This is a genomic window from uncultured Sphingosinicella sp., from assembly GCF_963974575.1.
Lineage (GTDB): Bacteria > Pseudomonadota > Alphaproteobacteria > Sphingomonadales > Sphingomonadaceae > Sphingosinicella.
Window position 1 is genome coordinate 222,315 of sequence record NZ_CAXBBQ010000004.1, and the last position, 19,257, is coordinate 241,571.

A 19,257-nucleotide genomic window follows, 5' to 3' on the forward strand; every position below is an offset into this window, starting at 1 on the left:
CCTTATCCGGTCGGCTGCTTGCCCTGGACGTAGGCCAGGAGAGGGTTGAGATCGACGTCGCGAACGTCGCTCGGGGCAACGCCGAGCACCGGCGCGATGCGGCTGATCACCTTTGAAACAACGGGCGCGGAATTCCAACCCGCGCCGCGGAAACCATAGGTCTCTTTGGTTCCCTTGGGTTCGTCGAGCATGGCGATCACGACATATTTCGGGTCGTCCATCGGGAATGCCGCCGCGAATGTCGTCACCATCGCGTTGCGGTTGTAGCGGCCGCCGTCGGGTTTTTCCGCCGTTCCGGTCTTGCCGCCCACGCGATACCCCTGCGCTTCTGCCTGCTTGCCAGTGCCATGCGTCACCACGAGACGCAGCATTGCCCGCATTGTCCGCGACGCTTCCTCGCTGAAGACACGGCGGCCCTTCCCGACCCCTCCGCCTTGAACCTTCAGAAGCGTGGCGGGCCTCCAGACGCCGCCGTTGACGAGTGCCGCATAGGCACTGGCAAGATGGAGGGGCGTCACCGCGATGCCGTGGCCGTAGCTTACGGTCATCGTCGCGAGTTCGCCCCATTGAGCCGGATAGAGCGTGCGCCCACGCTCCTTCAGTTCGATCTCGGCGGGCGCCATGAAGCCGAGTTCCTTCAGGAACTTCTGCTGTCGCGCGGAGCCGATCTCCTGCGCGATCTGCGCCGTGCCGATGTTCGAGGAATACATGAAGATCTCGGGGATCGTCAGCCAGCGTGCCTTCGGATGATCGTCCCGAATACGGAAGCGGCCCATCTGCAGCGGATGTGTCGCGTCATATTGCTGCGACATCGAGGTGATGACGCCGGTGTCGAGCGCCATACCCATCGTCAGCGCCTTGAAGGTCGACCCAAGCTCATAAACGCCGAGCGTGGCGCGGTTGAAGATTGCGTCTGGGCTGACGGCACCGGCTTTGTTCGGATTGAGTTCCGGCAGCGAGGCAAGCGCGAGCACCTCGCCTGTGTGGACGTCGAGCACGATGCCCGAAGCCCCGATCGCGCTATGCTTGGTCATTGCCGTCTGAAGCTCGCTCTCGACAGCGTGCTGCACGCGCGCATCGATGGCGAGTTCGAGCGGCTTGTCACGCAGCTCGGGATCGGTGAGCCGGTCCTGATAGGCGCGCTCCATGCCCGCCTGCCCGACACCGTCGACATTGGTGTAACCGATGACGTGCGCGGCCAGGAACTGGTTGGGATAAATACGTTCCTGCTCGCGCTCCAGCACCAGCCCCGGCTCACCAATAGCGTTGATCGCCTTTGCCTCGGCGGGAAGAATTCGCCGCTGGATGTAGCGATATTTCCCGTGATGGGTGATTTCCTTGTAGATCGGCAGCGCGCTCTCGCGGCCCAGGACCTTCGCGATCCGGCGCGCCAGCACTTCAGGATCGCCGACCACCGCCTGCGGGCGCACGGCGAGCGCGAAGGCATCGAACGTCGTGGCGAGGTCGGCACCGTTGCGGTCGACGATGTCGGCGCGCGGCGGCGCGAAGGCGATCTGCCGCGTCGCTGCAACCGCGCTCGATCCGCTCAGGGAAAGTTCGCCAAGGCGGAGCCCGATGATGCCCACCAGCGCGGTGAACAACATGATGCCGATCATGAGCCGTTGCCGCGACCGCGCAAGCTGCGCCTGCCGCTTGCCGGCAAGCTGGATTCGAAGCTGGCGTTGTGCGGCCGGGCTCACCGCAGCGACACGCGCGTCAACGACGCGCGCTCATCGTCCGCGGCGGCGTCGATCTCGGCCACGAAACCCGCGGAAAACAGGCCCGGTTCGGCGCGTTCGCGCAGTACCGGGAGCTTGGCCCGGGGCGCCGGGTCAACCGACGCCACGCGCATCTCCCGCTCGGCAGGCGCCGGCAGCTCGACTCTGGCCAGGCGCACGTCCGCCGGCATCGCGTCCGGCTGGTGCGGACGCACGAGGCTGGCGAGCTGCACTTCGCTTTCCAGAATCTGCCCCGACTTTGGTGCGGCAAGCGCCAGCGCCGATGCGTTCCAGCGCTCAAGCTGCGGCAGGTTGGAGCGGACGCGGAGTTCCGCCTCCAGCGCGCGGATATCGCGGCGGTCGGTGGCAATCTGCCGCTCCAGCTTCGCGATGCCGCTGCGCTCTGCGCCCACGCTGTAGCTGACGAGATAGAGGCCGAGGCCCGCTCCCAGCGTCACGAGGGCAAGACCGGCGGAGCCAAGCGAGCGGATCATGCGTCATCCTTCCATGCGGGTGCATCGGTGCGCGTGCCGATACGAAGTGTGGCTGAGCGGGCGCGCGGGTTCGCCGCGATTTCCGCTGCATCTGGGCGAACGGCTTTCGCCGCCTGAAATGTCGGCGCGGACCCCCCGATCCGCGCCTCGGGCAGGTGGCGCGAGCCCTGCGGGTCTCCCCCGCTGCGCGTACGCAGGAAGCGCTTCACCGCCCTGTCCTCAAGACTGTGGAAACTCACCACGGCAAGCCGTCCGCCGGGACGCAGCAGGCGTTCAGCCGCGCGGAGACCGGCATCGAGTTCGCCGAGTTCGTCGTTCACCGCGATGCGCAGCGCCTGGAAGGTGCGCGTCGCCGGGTCCTTCGGCGCGCCCGGCCGGTGGCCAAGCGCCTTGCGGACAATCGCCGCGAGTTCACCAGTGCGCGCAATCGGCCGCGCCGCCACGATATGGTTCGCGACACGGCGCGAGCGCGGCTCCTCGCCATACTGGTAGAGGAGATCGGCAAGCGCCGCCTCGTCCATCGTGTTCACAAGATCGGCCGCACTCGGACCCTCGCTCGACATGCGCATGTCGAGCGGGCCGTCGGCCTGGAACGAAAAGCCGCGCGCCGCCTGATCGATCTGCATCGATGAAACGCCGATATCGAGCATGATCGCGTCCACGGTCGAAACGCCCCGCGCTTCGAGCGCCCGGTCCATCAGCGAGAAGCGTTCGTGGATCAATGTCAGCCGGTCCGGGTTCGCACCCGCCAGCGCCTCACCCGCCGCGATGGCAGTTGGATCGCGATCGAACGCATAGACATGCCCGGCGCCCGCTGCGAGCACCGCATTCGTGTAGCCGCCGGCACCGAACGTACCGTCGACGACGCTTGCCCCAGAGATGGGAGAAATACCGGCGAGCACAGCTTCGAGAAGAACGGGGATATGAGGGGCCACCATCATATCGCCTCCCCGCGCTCTTTCAGGAGATTGCGGACATGAAAAACCGTGGCGGGGTCGGCACGATCCGAAGCGAGCAGCGCCTTCGGGTCCCAGATCTCGAAATAGTCGGCGAACGCAAGGAAGCAGGCGAGCCGATCGATGCCGGCGGCCTCACGGGTGGCGGCGGGGAGCATGATCCGCCCGTTGGCATCGTAGGGGAGCGGTTCGACGAAGCTGAATTCGCGCTGCAGGGCGGCGGCGCGTTCCACCTCCTGCTCCGGCGTGAAGCGGCGTTCGATCTGCTGGTAGATGAAGTCGTTGTAGTAGGCGTCGTAGGCGCGGATGTGGTTCGGTTCGAACCGCAGGGACAGGGTGACTTCCTTCACGGCGGAGCGCGCTTCGATCGTGGAACGGTAGCCGGCAGGGATCGACAGCCGCCCTTTGGCGTCGACTGCGTTGATCGCAAATCCCTTGAACAAATCCCGTTTCACGCGCGGCTTCCAATCAGCGGGCAATGCAGTCCCCGGCCGCGAAACCCGAAAGGCTAACGCGTTAGGCCAGTACCGAGGGCTGAATCCCCGCTCCCCTGTGGAAAACGGAGTATCATGGGTATTTCATGGGTTTCAATGGGAATTTATGGGATTTGATGTTTATGCCATGGATTTTCGCAGAATCGCGTGGGTTTACGCAGGTGAAACAATAGCAGTCAGGCCCGCGTGCGGGTGCACACGAGCCTGTGGATAAGTCGGTGTGTGAAATGCGGCGGTGAGTCGCCGTCAGATTTCGGTCAAATCCTTGCTCTCGTCGATGACGAGCGGGTCGGTCAGCGGCTCTGGCGTATCGAGCGGCGGTGTTTGCAGCACCGAAGGCGGCAGCTCGGGTGCCGGCTCCGTGTTTTTGTCAGCGCCCGGCGCCACACCCAGCGTCGCGAGCGGATCTTCTTTCGCTTTCGGTTCGGGTTCAGCCGGCGGGCGCAGCAGGATCGCCGCTGCCATGACCAGCAAAAACACCAAAGCAAGGCCGGTGAGGCCCAGGCGCACTCGATTCATTTTATCCTTGTCTTCAGTTTGTCGGGCGCCCCCTCCACGCGCGACTGCGCCTTTATAGGTAGTGCAGCCAGCCGCCCATGTCGAGTGATCCCCATTTACGCACGCCTCGCCTATCATCCTTCGGAAGTGACAGCGCATGTGCCGGGCTTATGGATAGACCCGAACACGACAGACGAAGGAACGGCCCCATGAACTTCGAATATTCCCCGAAAGCCCGCGAGATGATCGGCCGCGTCCGCGCGTTCATGGACGAGCACATCTACCCCAACGAGAAGCGCTATGCCGAAGAGGTCGCCTCTGGCGAGCGCTGGAAGGTCTTGCCCGTGATCGAGGAGCTGAAGCCGAAGGCGCGCGCCGCGGGCCTGTGGAACATGTTCATGCCGCCAAGCCACGGCGGCAAGCCGGTCAGCGAATTCGCCTTCGAGGGCACGACGCTCACCAACCTCGAATACGCGCCCCTCGCTGAAGAGATGGGCCGCGCCATCTGGTCGGCGGAGGTCTTCAACTGCTCCGCGCCCGATACCGGCAACATGGAAGTGCTGATGCGCTACGGCACGAAAGACCATCAGGAAAAATGGCTGCGGCCGCTGATGAACGGCGAAATCCGCTCCGCCTTCCTGATGACCGAACCCGCCGTCGCATCGTCGGACGCGACGAACATCGAGACGCGCATCCGCCGTGATGGCGACCACTATATCGTCAGCGGCCGCAAATGGTGGTCGTCGGGCGTCGGCGATCCGCGCTGCAAGGTCGCGATTGTGATGGGCAAGACCGACCCGTCGGCGCCCAAGCACCTCCAGCAGTCGCAGATCCTCGTGCCGATGGACGCGCCGGGCATCAAGGTCGAGCGGATGCTGAACGTCTTCGGCTACGACGACGCGCCGCACGGCCACGCCGAAGTCCTCCTCGATGACGTGCGCGTGCCGGCAGACAGCATCCTGCTCGGCGAGGGCCGCGGTTTCGAGATCGCGCAGGGCCGCCTCGGGCCGGGCCGCATCCACCACTGTATGCGCACGATCGGTGCCGCCGAGCGCGCGCTGGAGCGCATGGCGCGCAGGCTCCTGACGCGCGAAGCGTTCGGCAAGCGCATTTCCGAGCACAGCATCTGGGAACAGCGCATCGCCGAAGCGCGTACGGACATCGAGATGACCCGCCTCCTCTGCCTCAAGGCCGCGGACATGATGGACCGCGTCGGCAACAAGGCGGCACGGCTCGAGATCGCAATGATCAAGGTCGCCGCGCCGCGCATGGCGCTGAAGATCATCGACGACGCCATTCAGGCGCACGGCGGTGGCGGTGTCAGCCAGGATTTCGGGCTTGCCAGCAGCTACGCGGGCATCCGCACGCTGCGCCTCGCCGATGGGCCGGACGAGGTGCACAACCGCACCATCGCGCTGATGGAATACAAGAAATACGCGGGTAACAGCGCCGGCAACGAGGCACCGAGCACCGAAGTGCCGGGCATCCGCTGATGTCCGCCGGGCCGCGCACACCCGTCCTCGTCGGCGTGGCCCAGCAGGTCGGCCGGGAAGACGATCCGGCCCTCGGCCTGTCGCCGGCGGACCTGCTTGCCGAGGCGGCGCGCGGGGCGATCGCGGACAGCGGCGCGGATGCGGCGAGTGTGATCGACACGCTCGCAGCCATCCGGCTGTTCGCCGATTCCGGGGGCGCTTTTCCGTCCCCCTTCGGCACGTACCGCAACCTGCCCCACGCCGTCGCCCGGCGCATCGGCGCGCATCCCCGCGACCTCATCTACGCCCCGGTTGGCGGCAACACGCCGCAGATGTTCGTGAACGCACTCGCCGAGCGCATCGCGAACGGCGAAAGCGAGGTGGCGCTCATCGTCGGCGGCGAGGCCCTGCGAACGCAGGCGCGCGCGGAAAAGGCAGGCCTCAAGCTCGACTGGGGTGAAGAGGCGCCGTCCGATCCCGCGACTTGTGGTGAGGAAACGCGCTATGCCAGCGGCCACGAGATCCGCCACGGCATCGCCCTGCCCACGAGCGTCTATCCGCTGTTCGAAAACGCGTTCGGCGCAGCGATGGGCTGGTCACCGCTCCAGCACCGCGCCGAGATCGGCCATTTGATGGCGCCGCTCAGCGCCGTTGCGGCGGAAAACCCGTTCGCGCAGATCCGCTCGGCCTATGCGGCGGAGGCGCTCGTCGCGCCGAGCGAGGACAACCGCATCATCGCCTACCCCTATACCAAGCGCCTGTGCGCCAACATGTTCGTCGATCAGGCAGCGGCGGTGCTGATGATGTCGACCGAGGCCGCAGACCGGTTCGGCGTGCCCGCGGACCGGCGCGTCTATCTACACGGCTCGGCGGACACGCACGAGAAAATCCTGGTGAGCGAACGCATCGACTATGCGACGTCGCCTGCCATCCACATCGGCGCGGCGCACGCACTCGCGCAGGCGGGCATCACAGCGGACGACCTCGGCTACATCGATCTTTACAGCTGCTTCCCCGTGGCGGTGGAAATTGCCGTCGCGATGATCGGCCTGCCGACCGAAGACCCTGCCCGCCTGACGCTCACCGGCGGCCTTCCCTACTTCGGCGGCCCGGGCAACGCTTATTCGCTGCACGCGATCGCGGAGGTGGTGGAGCACTGTCGGGACGACACCGGCGCATGGGGCTTCGTGTTCGCCAACGGCGGCTTCCTGACGAAACACAGCTTCGGCGTGTACACGACGACGCCGGGCTACAACGGGCGCAGTGACCCCGCGTCGTACCAGGCCGCGATCGACGCCATGCCGTCACCCCCGTTCACGGAAACCCCCGCAGGCGATGGGCAGCTGGAGACGTTCACGGTCGTGCATCACAAGGGCGCCCCGATGTTCGCGATCATCATCGGGCGCCTCGATAGCGGCGAGCGCTTTCTCGCGCAGATGCACACCCGGCTCGAACCGCTGATGGAAACGCCAGTGATCGGCCACCGGCTGCGCGTTTCCCCAGGAGAGCCGAACATCGCCGCGCTCATCTGAACGGGCACCACGGTTCCCAAAAGGGAAAAGGCGCCGATGGTTTCCCATCAGCGCCTCCCTGTTCAGGCTCGGCGTTCAGGCCTTGCGGCGGCGGCGCGCCAGGCCAAGACCGGCAAGACCAAGGCCGAAGAGCGCAAGCGCGGCAGGCTCCGGCACATGGGTGATGTTGAACCCGAAGTTCACGACGTTTTCCAGTTCCTCGCGGGTCAGGAAGCCGACGCAGCCCGAAGCCTGACCGACAGCCGCGCAGGCATCGTCGGAAAGCGTGCCGATCGCACCGCCAAGGTCGAAGAACGAGAACTTGTAGGTCTCGCCGTCGAGTTCGAAATACTGCGTCAGGCTGCCCGCCGAGATCACGAAGATGTCACGGCAACCGGGGCCCTGCGAGTTCTGGATTACGCCATCGGCGCAATAGTTGGGGCCGGGCATTTCCGGATTGTTGTCCGTTTCGAGGAAGTCGATGACGAACGACAGCATGAACGGATCGACGGCACCGATGACCGGATCGACCGAGGTGAGCGCGACATCGATCTTCATCGAAGACGTGTCGAGGCGCTGCCAGTTTTCACCCGAACGGTTGTTGATGACGTTGTTCGAGTGCGTCAGGCTGTTCGCTGCGGCATCCGCGCCGTTCGTGAAGACAGTGCCGAGCGCCGGTGTCGCGCCGATCGTCAGAGCGCTGCGGCCACCGCCGGGCGAAATCGTGCCGGTCGGACGTCCCCACGAAATCTGGAGCGGACCCCAGATGAAGCCGCCGGGCGTTCCGAGATCCGGCGAAGCCGACGTGAACGACGCGGAGACATCATAGCTCCATTCGTTCACCACGACGGCCTGGGCGGACGTTGAGAAAGCCGTTGCAGCGACAAGCGCGGCGGCCGGCAGAACCTTGGTGAGAAACGCTGACTTCACTCTACCTACTCCTGTAAGAACCAATTGCCGGCATCTCTGCAAGCCGTGTGCCACAACACAAAAATTCCGACAACTCATTGAAAATAATAACAATTCCAATGCGAAAATTGCCAAGTCCGGTATGGGTGGTGCGCGTATGTAAGAATTGCCAACGTTCCGGCCGCCCTTTCCGGGGGAATTGGCGGGCCGGCTTGCGGAAAAGACCCCGTCGCGGTTTAAAATTAACCATTAAGTCATTCGAATTTCTGCGGATTTTCTTCCACACGTTTCGCACGGAAACGATAGTGTAAAAAATCACGACAGTTCCCCTCCCGCCCTCGACGCCTCCGGTGGCGGGCGGCATAGTCCCCCCTCACAGCAGGAGAAGATGATGCGCCTCGGCATTCTGACAGGCGGCGGGGACGTGCCCGGCCTCAACCCCTGTATCCGTGCCGTTGCCCTGTCGGCAGACGACCGCGGCTGGGAAGTCGTGGGCTTCCGGCGGGGGTGGCAGGGGCTGCTCGACATCGATCCCGACGATCCTGCCTCGATCGCGGCGAACACCGTCGCGCTCGACCGAGAGCGGGTGCGCGGGCTTGATCGGCTCGGCGGCACCACCCTCCATACCTCGCGCTGCGATCCGCGCACCGCGAAGGGCGGAGACCGCACGCCGCATGTGATGCGCGTGCTCGAACGCCTCGGGATCGACGTGATGATCACGCTCGGCGGCGACGGCACCCTGCGCTTTTCCGCCCATCTCGACAGCCTCGGCGTTCCGGTCATCTCCATCCCCAAGACGATGGACAACGACGTGAACGGCACCGACTATTGCATCGGCTTCTCGACCGCGGTGACACGCTCGGTCGCTGCGATCAATGCGCTACGCACGACCACCGAAAGCCATGAACGGATCGCCGTGGTCGAACTGTTCGGCCGCCGGTCAGGCGAAACGGCGCTCCTTTCGGGCTTCCTCGCACAGGTCGATCGCACGGTGATCGCCGAAGTGCCTGCCGACCTTGATGCGCTGCTGCCGCTGCTCGCGCGCGACAAGGCGACCAATCCCGCGAACTACGCGGTTCTCGTGGTCTCCGAAGGCGCAAGCCTCGTCGGCGGGGCGGCAGCGGACATGTCCAGCTCGGCGACAGCGCGCGACGATGTCGGCGTCGGCCACCGCATCGCGCGCGCCATCGAAATGGCGGGCGGCGGCGGCACAGTGCTTCAGGAACTCGCTTATCTCATGCGCGCGGGCGAGCCCGACGCGCTCGATCGCATGGTCGGCCTCGCCTTCGGCGCGCTTGCCGTCCAGCTGATCGAACGGCGCGAAACCGGCCGGATGGTGACGCTGACCAGCGGCAACTATTGCCATGTCCCGGCGAACAGCGTGCTCCAAGGCGCGAAACACGTCGATGTGGACCGGCTCTACGACCGCGAACAGTACCGCGCGCGGCTGAAGAGCGTCGAAGGGATGCCGATGTTCCTCTATTGAGGGTCGACAGACACGCGCACCCACTGTATTGTTTCAACAACACAGTTTGGAGATCGTCCCCCATGAAACACGCTCTTCTTGTCGCTCTTCCCCTCCTCGCGCTCACCACGCCCACCTTTGCCGCCGAGCAGAAATACACGGTGACCGGGTTTGAGGCCCTGTCCGTTTCCGTGCCGCACAAGGTGATTGTCGCCACCGGCAAAGCACCGAGCGTCCGCGCCGTCGGCGACCAGAAATCGATCGATCGCCTGGAAGTCGAGGTCGCGAGCGGCACGCTGCGCATCCGCGAGAAGAGATCGGATACGTGGTTTTCCTGGAAGGACGGCGAGGTACTTACGATCTACGTCACCACGCATACGCTCGGAAATGCGCGCCTTGCCGGATCGGGTGACGTGGCGATCGACCGGATGAAGGGTCAGGACGTCAAGCTCTCGCTCGCGGGTTCGGGCGATCTCAACGTCGGCGTGGTCACCGCGGACCGTCTCGACGCATCGCTCGCCGGATCGGGCGACATGGCGATGACCGGCACATGCGGCGCAGCCGAAATCTCGATTGCCGGTTCCGGCAACATCGATGCCCCCGGCCTCAAGTGCCAGTCGCTCACCGGCAAGATCGCGGGCTCGGGCGATATCACCACCGAGGTCGTCAAACATGCGAAGCTCAGCATCGCGGGCTCGGGCGACATCAAGATTCTCGGCAAACCGCAGTGCGAGGTGAAGACGCTGGGCAGCGGCAAGGTCAGCTGCGGCGCGTGACGCTTGGCTAACGCAGTCTCAGCGACTGCGCGGCGTGCCGAAAGGTGGCGTCTTGAGCGATGGCCTCGAACCGATCGATGTAGGGACGAAGACGCCCCTGCCATGGGTCGCCGAGCCTGTCGACCACCCCCGCCATCGCTTCAAGCCGGCGTAGCTGCGCGAGCCCGTTCGAACGGGCGAGGAGCGCAAGCACGCCGTCGATAACGCCCAGAAGCCGCAGCGCCTCGGCCGCCGAACGCCCGTATTCGCCGCCCACCGCGTCCAGAAGATCCTCCACCGTCACAGCGGCGCGTCCCGTGATGCGATCGAGCGAACCGTGCAGGTGGGAAATCGGGGTTTCCGGCGTACCGCTCCGCGCAAGGCTCTCACGCGCCGCAACGCGGACGTGCGCGGGAAGCCCGTGAAACGGCCCCTTCATCCAGTGATCCAGCCGCGCGCGAAACCGATCGAAGCCCACGCCCTTCACGAGGAAATCGTCGATGCCCGACGCGACCCCCGCCTTGATCAGCTCGGCGGTATCGTCCGCGCTCATCAGGATGATGGGAAAGTGCTTGAGGCCGCGCTCCATGATCCGTTCGGCGAGCGCATAGCCCGAAAGGCCGGGCATGTTGAGATCGGTGACGAGCAGTGCCGGTTCGCGCTGGGTGATGTGCTTGAACGCCGATTCCGCATCGCCGAACAGCGTCGCCTGATAGCCCGCCGCTTCCACCGCGCGGCCATAGAGTTTGGCGACAAGCCGCTCGTCATCGACGAGGATGACCTCGGTCACCCGCCTAACCCGCGAGGCCAGTCGCAGCGGCGAGGCCGAGGAAGAACAGGAAGCCCATCACGTCCGTCGTCATCGTAACGAACACGGGCGAGGACACCGCCGGATCGACCTCCATGCGGTCGAGCGTCAGCGGCACCATCACGCCGGCGAGGCCTGCGACGATGATGTTGCCGATCATCGCCGTGGCGATGACGAGACCGAGGTGCACGTTCGCGAAGTAGAGCCCGGCCGCCACGCCAACCAGAGTCGCGATCGCCGCGCCATTGATCACCGCGACGCGAATCTCCTTCGTGATTGTACGCCGCGTATTTGTCTCGGTGAGCTGATCGGTGGCAAGCGCGCGCACCGTCACCGCCATCGTCTGCGTCGCGGCATTGCCGCCGAGCGCCGAAACGATCGGCATCAGGATGGCGAGCGCCACCATCTTCTCGATCGTGCCCGCGAAGAAACCGATGACGATGGAAGCGATGATCGCCGTGCCGAGATTGAGGACAAGCCAGCGCAGGCGCGTCGAGACGATCTCGCGCACGTTGTCGTTGATGTCGCCGTCGCCCGCGCCCGACAGGCGCAGGATATCCTCGTCGGCCTCTTCCTGAATGATGTGCACGACGTCATCGACGGTCACCACACCGACAAGCCGCCCGGAGGTGTCGACGACCGCCGCCGAGATCAGCGCGTATTTCTGGAAGCGCAGCGCCACCTCTTCCTGGTCCATGTCGACCGGGATCAGCGTCTGCTCGCGGTTCATCACGTCGGTGACGAGCACGTTGCGCGGCGAGCGCAGCACCAGGGAGAGCCGCATCGTGCCGACGGGCTTGTGCGAGGGATCGACGACGAAGATTTCCCAGAAGTCGCTGGTCACGTCGTCGCCCGCCTGCCGCAGGAAATCGATGACCTGACCCACGGTCCAGTATTCGGGCACCGCGATCAGATCGCGCTGCATCAGGCGACCGGCGGATTCTTCCGGGTAGCTCAGCGCCTCCTCGATGGCGGCGCGCTCGTCGGCGGGGAGCGAGCGGAGGACTTCGGCCTGGTCCTCCTCGTCCATGTCCTCCAGGATGGCGACCGCGTCGTCGGTCTCCATCTGCGTGACGACGTCCGCGACCTGCCCGGCATCGAGCACGTCGATCAGCTGTTCGCGCACGACCTCGTTCATTTCCGAGATGACGTCCGCATCGAGCACGTCGCCGAGCGCGGCGGCGAGCAGCTGACGCCGGTGCGGTTCCACCTGTTCGATAAGGTCGGCGATGTCGGCGGGGTGCAGCGGCTCGGCGAGTTCCTGCACGCGCGCGGTATCGCCGGCGGCGAGCGCGTCCGTCACTTCGTCGACGAAAGCGCCCGTCAGCCGGTTGTCTTCCAGCGCCTCGCGCGGCGCGGGAGCCTGATCCTTATCCTGAACATCATCGGACATGGCGCCGCTTATAGCGCGCGGACGTTACATTTCCATCGGAACGCGCCACCGGACCTGCCGCGCGGAAACTTTTTATCCGTCAGCGCTTGTTGGTCTTGTGCGCGTACATCGCACCGTCTGCGAACCGCAGCACGCCTTCCACGGTCTCGCCCGGCGAGAGCACATGAAGGCCCGCCGAAATCGTGATGGTGAAGCTCTCGCCGCGCACGTTCACGGGCGTCGCCGCGACCGCCGCCACGATCTGTTCCATTTTTGCCTGCGCCTGCTGCGCATCGACGTGGCGGAGAATCACCGCGAACTCGTCGCCGCCTAGGCGTGCCACCGTATCGGATTCGCGCAGTTTCGCCTGCAGTGTCTCGCCGATATGGACGAGCGCGGCATCCCCCGCGAGGTGGCCGTACCGGTCGTTGACCATTTTCAGCTTGTCGACATCGATGAAGATCAGCGCCGCACGAACGCCGTGCCGCCCCACCTCCGCGAGCGTGCGGGCCAGGTCGCGGATCAGCCCGCGCCGGTTGGCGACCGGCGTCAGTTCGTCGGCCTCGACCAGCCGTTCAAGCTCCTCGATGCGTCGCCGCGCGATGGCGAGCGTCCGGCGAAGTTCCTCGGTTTCCGCGAGCAGCGCGACGAACGCATCGCGAAGATGCTCCGGCAAGGCCGCCGCCGCCACTTCCGCGATCGCGGTGGCGGGTTCAGCCTCGGGAATTCCGGCCAGCGTGTCACCCACGGCAGGCACCGATGCGAGCGCGGCACGTGTCTGCACGCGCCCGTAGGCACGCGCGGCGCGTCCGCCCTCATCGATACGCGTCATCCTTTTCTCCCGGCCAGTTGCGGGCCATGATAGGCATTCTGCGCATAAAATAATGTGCGTAAGGTGAACATAGACAGCGAGGCGAGCCGAAAGTAGGTTGCGCCGCTTTCGGGGAAGGGTGCGCGGGAAAGCATGTCGGAAACACAGCCGCTGGTCGGCATCATCATGGGCAGCCAGTCTGACTGGGAAACCATGCGTCATGCCGCGGAAACGCTCGAAGCGCTTGAAATCCCACATGAAACGCGCATCGTTTCAGCACACCGGACGCCTGACCGGCTGTATGGCTACGCGCACGGCGCGGCCGCGCGGGGGCTGAAGGTCATCATCGCGGGCGCGGGCGGCGCCGCCCACTTGCCGGGTATGGCCGCGTCGATGACCGCGCTCCCCGTGCTTGGCGTTCCTGTCGAATCGAAGGCGCTGAAGGGCATGGACAGCCTGCTTTCCATCGTCCAGATGCCCGGCGGCATCCCCGTGGGCACGCTCGCCATCGGCAAGCCCGGCGCTATCAACGCCGCGCTGCTCGCCGCTGCGATTCTCGGCACGCACGATGCCGAGGTCCACCAGCGGCTGGTCCAGTGGCGCGCGAAGCAGACCGAGGCGGTCGCCGAAAAGCCCGAATGATCGCGCCCGGTTCTACGATAGGCATCCTCGGCGGTGGTCAGCTTGGCCGTATGCTCGCGATGGCGGCAGCCAGCATGGGCTATCGCGTCCACATCTTCGCGCCGGAGGCGGAGCTTCCCGCCGGCGACGTGTCCGCCGCCGTTACCCGCGCGGCCTACACCGATCACGCCGCGCTCGAAGCCTTCTCGGTCGCGGTGGATGTGGTGACGGTGGAGTTCGAGAATGTCGACGCCGCGAGCCTCGAATTCCTCGAATCGCGGGTGCCGACGCGCCCCGGCGCGCGCGCGCTGCGCATCGCGCAGGATCGCCTCGCCGAAAAGGACTTCTTCACCGGCCTCGGCGGCCGCGCCGCGCCCTACCGCGCCGTCTCCTCGCGCGCCGAGCTTGAAACGGCCGTGCGCGAGATCGGCACCCCCGGCATCCTGAAAACGCGCCGTTTCGGCTACGACGGCAAGGGACAGGTCCGCATCGATGCCGATACGTCTATCGACGCTGCATGGGCCGACATTGGGGAAAACCCGTCGGTCTACGAGGGCTTCGTCCGCTTCGACGCCGAATTCTCGATCCTGCTCGCGCGCGCCGAGGATGGCAGCAGCGTCGTCTACCCGGCGCCGCGCAACACGCACGAAAGCGGTATTCTCGCGCTATCCGAAGTGCCCGCCCCGGCCGCGATCGCGGCACACGTCGAGGAAGCCGCCGCAATGGCGCGCAAGGTCGCGGACGCGCTTTCCTATGTGGGGCTCATCACGCTCGAATTCTTCGCCTGCGCCGACGGGCCGGTGTTCAACGAGATGGCCCCGCGCGTCCACAACAGCGGCCACTGGACGATCGAGGGCGCGCACACCAGCCAGTTCGAGAACCATATCCGCGCGATCTGCGGGCTTCCGCTCGGCGAAACCGGCCTCAGCGCGCGCGCCGTGCGGATGAAGAACCTGATCGGCGAGGACGCGAACGACTGGGCGGCGATCCTCGCGGACCCTCGCGCGCACCTGCACCTCTACGGCAAGAGCGAGGTGAAGCCCGGCCGCAAGATGGGCCACGTCACCTGGCTTGAGTAGGGACGCGCTGCCCTAGCGCCGCTCGAACAGAAAAACGCGGATCGCGCTTGAAAGGTTCGTGGTCCGCGCCTCGTCGATCTCGGCGACGAGCGCGTTGACGGAGCGCCCTTCGGCCTCCGCCGCCGCGACGAGCGCGTCCCAGAACACGGGTTCAAGGCTCACCGAAGTACGATGCCCGGCGATCGTCACCGAGCGCTTGATGAGCCCCGACACGCCTCAATACATGTGCTGGCCGCCGTTGAGCGACAGCGTGGATCCGGTGATGAAACCCGCATCCTCGGCGCAGAGGAAGCCGACGCCGCGCGCGATCTCGCTCGCCTTGCCGAGCCGGCCGACCGGGATCTTGGCCACGATCTTTTCAAGCACCGCTTCGGGCACCGCCGCCACCATGTCCGTATCGATGTATCCCGGCGCGAGCGCGTTCACGGTGATGCCGAAGCGCGCGCCTTCCTGCGCCAGCGCCTTCGTGAAGCCGTGAATGCCGGATTTGGCGGCGGCGTAGTTCACCTGCCCGTATTGGCCGCCCTGCCCGTTGATCGATCCGATGTTGACGATACGCCCGTAGCCGCGCGATCTCATGCCGTCGAACACGGCCTTCGCCATGTTGAAGCAGCCGCCGAGGTTGACGTCGATCACCTCCTGCCAGCTCTTGCGATCCATTTTCGTGAGCGTGCCGTCGCGCGTGATACCGGCATTGTTGACGAGCACGTCGACCGGGCCGAGATCGGCTTCGACCTTGCGGACGCCTTCCTGGCAGGCATCGAAATCGCCGACGTCCCATCTGTATGTCGGGATGCCCGTGCGCGCGGTGAACTCGCGCGCCTTCTCGTCGTTGCCCGCGTAATTCGCGGCGACTTTCATGCCCAATTTCTGAAGTTCGAGGCTGATCGCCTCGCCGATGCCACGCGATCCGCCGGTGACGATAGCTACGCGACCCATGATGACTCTCCTCCCAAGTGCAATTGGCCGGTAATGCTCGCTTTTTTCAGTCCTGTTACAATCAATGACCCGATTCGCGCCAACCGGCAAGTTCGCGCGCGGCAAGTCCTCTCAACATCTGCACTCCGGCGTTGCCTGCATTGAGACAACGCAAATAGGCAAAATGCGTGCCGCCCGCGTGGAGGAAGATTTCGCGCCCCTGAATCGCAATCTCCTCGAGCGTCTCGAGACAATCGGCACTGAAGCCCGGCGCGATCACCGCCACCTTGCGGACGCCCTCATCCGGCAGCCCTGCGAGCGTCTTGTCGAGATAGGGTTTCAGCCATTCGGCCTTGCCGAAACGCGACTGGAACGCAGTGCGAAAATTCGCTTCGCCCAGCCCCAGCGCCTGACGCAGCAACCGCCCCGTCTTCTGGGCGTGGCAATGATACGGATCGCCGAGATGCAGCGTGCGCTCGGGCATCCCGTGGAACGAGGCGACAAGCACGTCCGGCTCGAAATCGAGCGCCTCGAGCGCCGTGCGCGCATCCTCTGCAAGCGCGGCAATATAGAGCGGGTCGTCGTGATAGGGCGGCAGGAAGCGAAGCGCAGGCTGCCAGCGCATTGTCTTCAGGCTCTCGCTGACCTTGTCGACGACGGTCGCCGTCGTCGCCGCCGAATATTGCGGATAGAGCGGCATCACGAGGATGCGCGTGCAGCCGGCGTCCTTGAGCGCGGCGAGCCGGTCCGGGATCGAAGGATTGCCGTAGCGCATGGCGAAATCCACGCGGACGTCGGGAAGCGCGGCCTGCAGCGCCGACGTCTGGTCGGCCGTGACAACGCGAAGCGGCGAATCGCCCCGCGCGCGATCCCAGATCGAGGCGTAGAGCGCCGCGCTCTTGGCCGGGCGCGTGTTGAGGATGATGCCGCGCAGGATCGGCTGCCACAGGAGCGCCGGGATTTCGACGACACGCCGGTCGGACAGGAACTCCTTCAGGTAGCGCTTCACCGCAGCCGGCTCCGGCGCGTCCGGTGAGCCGAGGTTGACGATGAGGACGCCGACCTTTGGATCGGCGACCGGCGGATGACCTTGCGGCAACATCAATAGCGATACAGCGGCAGGTCGCGCAGGCGTTCGCCCGTCGCGGCGAAGATCGCGTTGACGAGCGCGGGCGCGAGCGGCGGCACGCCGGGTTCGCCCACGCCGCTTGGCGGCGCATCCGATTCCATGATGTGCACGTCGATCTCGGGCGTCTCGTCCATCCGCAGCAGCGGGTAGGTATCGAAATTGAGCTGCTCCGCCTCACCGTCGGTAAAGCGCACCTGCCCGTGCAGCGCGGCGGTAAGGCCGAAGATGATCGCACTTTCCATCTGCGCCTTGATGATGTCCGGGTTCACGATGCGCCCGCAATCGATCACGCACGTCACGCGCTTCACCGTCACCTGCTCGATGCTCGGCGCTTCGACCTCGACGACCTCGGCGACGATCGAACCGAAACTCTTGTGGATGGCGATGCCGCGGCCGACGTGATCCTCACTCTCCGCCGAGAACGCACCGCGCGACGCGGCGGTCTTCAGCACCTCGGCCTCGCGCGATCCGTCCTCCATCATGCGCAGGCGAAACTCGAACGGATCGACGGCGGCGGCGTGCGCCAGCTCGTCAACGAAGCTTTCGCAGAAGAACGCCGTGTAGCTGTGCCCCACCGAGCGCCAGTAGCCGAGCGGAACCGGCGTCGGCACGTCGACATGCGCGGCGCGGAACACCGGCACCGCGTACGGAAGCGCAAGCGCGCCTTCCAGCATCGCCGCGCTATCACCGCCGCTCGCCAGCGCGGGGATGTTGCGCGACATGAAGCTCTCGCCAAGGTTCGGCGCAGCGATCTTGATGTCGAACGCACCGATCCGCTTGTCGGCATTCACGGTGCCGCGCACCCGCGCCTTGGCGGGCGGGCGGTACATGTCGCGCGCCATGTCCTCCTCGCGGTGCCAGATGAGCTGCACGGGGCGGCCCGCGTCCCGCGCGATCAGCGCCGCCTGCACCGCTGCATCCACCTCCGCCTTGCGCCCGAAGCCGCCGCCGAGCAGCGTTGGAAACACCGTCACGTCCTGCTCGGCGATGCCGAGTGCATCGGCGACACGCCACACGACGAGCGTCGCGGACTGCGTCGGCACCCACACCTCGACCTTGCCGTTCTCGAAGCGCGCCGTCGCCGTCATCGGCTCCATGCAGGCGTGCGCAAGGAACGGCACCGAATAGTCGGCTTCGATCCGTTTGCCCGCGCCAAGCCCCTCGTCGATGTCGCCGCTGGAGGCAAATATCGTGCCGTCGTCGCCATGGAGCGCCGTATCGAGCGCCTCCTCGATCGCGAGGCTGTCGGCCATCGTCTCGCCGGGCTCGAAATCAGGATCGACGAGGTCGAGCGCCTGCCGCGCCGCCCACCACGTGTCCCCCGTCACCGCGTACCAGCGCGCGCCGGTGACGAGCCCGATCACGCCGCCCTTGCGCGCCGACTTCGGAAGCTGCGCCGAGGCCAGTTTCTTCGCGCCGTGCGGCACGCCGCGGATCGCCGCATAAATCATGCCCGGCAGGCGAATGTCCGCACCGAACTGCGCGCTGCCGTCCACCTTCGCGGGCGTGTCGAGGCGCGGCATCGGCTGGCCGAGAAAGGGCCCTTTGCCGTCCGGGCGCCATTCGGGTTCCTCGGGCGCGTCATCGGGATCGATGTCGGCGAGCAAATCCTTGAACGCGATCTTTTTGCCTCCGGGCGCCACCACGAAGCCGTTCGCCGTGTCGCAAGCCGCCACATCGACGCCCAGCCGTTTCGCGCCCGCCGCGCAGAGCAGCGCGCGCGCTGCCGCGCCCGCCGTCCGCAGCGGCTCCCAATAGGCCGCGACCGAGGTCGAACCGCCGGTCAGCTGCAGCGAATAGCGCTCGACCATCGTTGTCGCCGCCCAGCGCACGATGCCTTGCAGGAAGCCGGGCGCTTCCGCCGCCATGCCTTCCGCCATCGCGCGATTGGCGTAGACCGGATGCAGCGGCGCGGGCTCCACGGAGATCATCTTCCAGTCCGCACCGAGTTCGTGCGCCAGAAGCTGCGGCAGCGACGTGTAGACGCCCTGCCCCATTTCCGCCTGCGGCACGGCGATCACAATGCGCCCGTCCGCGCCGATCTTGAGCCAGGCATTGACCAGCGTCTCGCCCTCGCGCACCGCGAGATTGAGCGGCACCCGGCGCGGCCACACGGCGTACCCGATCGCAAGCCCCGCGCCCGCGCCGATACCGATCAGCAGCTTGCGGCGTGAAATCTGCGGCAGCTTCGGAAGCTCCCGTTTCCGTTGGGCGGGCGGTGGTGTCTTGGCGTCCATCCCTGCGGTT

General features: G+C 65.9%; 19 protein-coding genes. 6 read left to right on the plus strand and 13 right to left on the minus strand.

Features of this window, described 5'->3' with window-relative positions; translation table 11 throughout:
* Window positions 1-2: 2 nt before the first annotated feature.
* From AAC014_RS09040 to AAC014_RS09060, 5 genes are all read right to left on the minus strand, one after another.
* Window positions 3-1,616, minus strand: coding sequence for a penicillin-binding protein 2 (locus AAC014_RS09040; protein WP_339707869.1), 1,614 nt, complete (start codon window positions 1,614-1,616; stop codon window positions 3-5).
* A gap of 80 nt (window positions 1,617-1,696) precedes the next feature.
* Entirely contained in the window at window positions 1,697-2,212 is a 516-nt protein-coding gene (locus tag AAC014_RS09045) for a hypothetical protein (protein WP_339707200.1), read from the minus strand.
* Window positions 2,209-3,153 (minus strand): 16S rRNA (cytosine(1402)-N(4))-methyltransferase RsmH, encoded by a 945-nt coding sequence (gene rsmH / locus AAC014_RS09050; RefSeq protein ID WP_339707203.1) that lies wholly within the window; start codon window positions 3,151-3,153, stop codon window positions 2,209-2,211. The genes AAC014_RS09045 and rsmH overlap by 4 nt, the downstream gene beginning before the upstream one ends.
* Window positions 3,150-3,623, minus strand: a complete 474-nt coding sequence (locus AAC014_RS09055; RefSeq protein ID WP_339707206.1) for a hypothetical protein — start codon at window positions 3,621-3,623, stop codon at window positions 3,150-3,152. Before AAC014_RS09055 ends, rsmH begins: the two co-directional genes overlap by 4 nt.
* Window positions 3,624-3,908: 285 nt before the next feature.
* Complete coding sequence (locus AAC014_RS09060; RefSeq protein ID WP_339707209.1) at window positions 3,909-4,172, minus strand: hypothetical protein; 264 nt, start codon at window positions 4,170-4,172, stop codon at window positions 3,909-3,911.
* 197 nt (window positions 4,173-4,369) lie between these two features.
* On the opposite strand from AAC014_RS09060, the gene AAC014_RS09065 reads away from it, so the two are divergent.
* Window positions 4,370-5,653, plus strand: coding sequence for an acyl-CoA dehydrogenase family protein (locus tag AAC014_RS09065; protein ID WP_339707212.1), 1,284 nt, complete (start codon window positions 4,370-4,372; stop codon window positions 5,651-5,653).
* Entirely contained in the window at window positions 5,653-7,164 is a 1,512-nt protein-coding gene (locus AAC014_RS09070) for an acetyl-CoA acetyltransferase (RefSeq protein ID WP_339707215.1), read from the plus strand. The genes AAC014_RS09065 and AAC014_RS09070 overlap by 1 nt, the downstream gene beginning before the upstream one ends.
* 75 nt (window positions 7,165-7,239) lie before the next feature.
* Here the strand turns inward: AAC014_RS09070 and AAC014_RS09075 are convergent, their stop codons facing one another.
* Window positions 7,240-8,073: a THxN family PEP-CTERM protein gene (locus AAC014_RS09075; RefSeq protein WP_339707218.1), complete on the minus strand. Its 834-nt coding sequence runs from the start codon at window positions 8,071-8,073 to the stop codon at window positions 7,240-7,242.
* A gap of 370 nt (window positions 8,074-8,443) precedes the next feature.
* Between AAC014_RS09075 and AAC014_RS09080 the strand changes: the two genes are divergently transcribed.
* Window positions 8,444-9,538 carry an ATP-dependent 6-phosphofructokinase gene (locus AAC014_RS09080; RefSeq protein ID WP_339707221.1) on the plus strand — a complete coding sequence of 365 codons (1,095 nt, stop codon included), beginning with the start codon at window positions 8,444-8,446 and terminating at the stop codon, window positions 9,536-9,538.
* Between the two features lie 62 nt (window positions 9,539-9,600).
* A complete protein-coding gene (locus AAC014_RS09085) occupies window positions 9,601-10,293 on the plus strand; it encodes a head GIN domain-containing protein (RefSeq protein ID WP_339707224.1) in 693 nt (230 codons plus the stop codon).
* 7 nt (window positions 10,294-10,300) lie between these two features.
* Here the strand turns inward: AAC014_RS09085 and AAC014_RS09090 are convergent, their stop codons facing one another.
* From AAC014_RS09090 to AAC014_RS09100, 3 genes are all read right to left on the minus strand, one after another.
* A complete protein-coding gene (locus AAC014_RS09090) occupies window positions 10,301-11,062 on the minus strand; it encodes a response regulator (protein ID WP_339707226.1) in 762 nt (253 codons plus the stop codon).
* 4 nt (window positions 11,063-11,066) lie between these two features.
* Window positions 11,067-12,473, minus strand: coding sequence for a magnesium transporter (gene mgtE / locus AAC014_RS09095; protein WP_339707228.1), 1,407 nt, complete (start codon window positions 12,471-12,473; stop codon window positions 11,067-11,069).
* A gap of 79 nt (window positions 12,474-12,552) precedes the next feature.
* The gene (locus AAC014_RS09100) at window positions 12,553-13,284 is read right to left on the minus strand and encodes a GGDEF domain-containing protein (protein ID WP_339707230.1); all 732 of its coding nucleotides are present in this window, start codon (window positions 13,282-13,284) and stop codon (window positions 12,553-12,555) included.
* A 132-nt stretch (window positions 13,285-13,416) separates the two neighbouring features.
* On the opposite strand from AAC014_RS09100, the gene purE reads away from it, so the two are divergent.
* A complete protein-coding gene (gene purE / locus AAC014_RS09105) occupies window positions 13,417-13,905 on the plus strand; it encodes a 5-(carboxyamino)imidazole ribonucleotide mutase (protein WP_339707233.1) in 489 nt (162 codons plus the stop codon).
* Window positions 13,902-14,963 carry a 5-(carboxyamino)imidazole ribonucleotide synthase gene (locus AAC014_RS09110; RefSeq protein WP_339707236.1) on the plus strand — a complete coding sequence of 354 codons (1,062 nt, stop codon included), beginning with the start codon at window positions 13,902-13,904 and terminating at the stop codon, window positions 14,961-14,963. Before purE ends, AAC014_RS09110 begins: the two co-directional genes overlap by 4 nt.
* Before the next feature lie 12 nt (window positions 14,964-14,975).
* Here the strand turns inward: AAC014_RS09110 and AAC014_RS09115 are convergent, their stop codons facing one another.
* From AAC014_RS09115 to AAC014_RS09130, 4 genes are all read right to left on the minus strand, one after another.
* Window positions 14,976-15,176 (minus strand): ribbon-helix-helix domain-containing protein, encoded by a 201-nt coding sequence (locus tag AAC014_RS09115; RefSeq protein WP_339707239.1) that lies wholly within the window; start codon window positions 15,174-15,176, stop codon window positions 14,976-14,978.
* A 3-nt stretch (window positions 15,177-15,179) separates the two neighbouring features.
* Entirely contained in the window at window positions 15,180-15,902 is a 723-nt protein-coding gene (gene phbB, locus AAC014_RS09120; RefSeq protein WP_339707242.1) for an acetoacetyl-CoA reductase, read from the minus strand.
* Between the two features lie 61 nt (window positions 15,903-15,963).
* Window positions 15,964-16,983, minus strand: coding sequence for a ferrochelatase (hemH, locus tag AAC014_RS09125; RefSeq protein ID WP_339707245.1), 1,020 nt, complete (start codon window positions 16,981-16,983; stop codon window positions 15,964-15,966).
* On the minus strand, window positions 16,983-19,247 hold the full coding sequence (locus AAC014_RS09130; protein ID WP_339707248.1) for a molybdopterin cofactor-binding domain-containing protein: 2,265 nt from the start codon (window positions 19,245-19,247) through the stop codon (window positions 16,983-16,985). Before AAC014_RS09130 ends, hemH begins: the two co-directional genes overlap by 1 nt.
* Window positions 19,248-19,257: the final 10 nt, after the last annotated feature.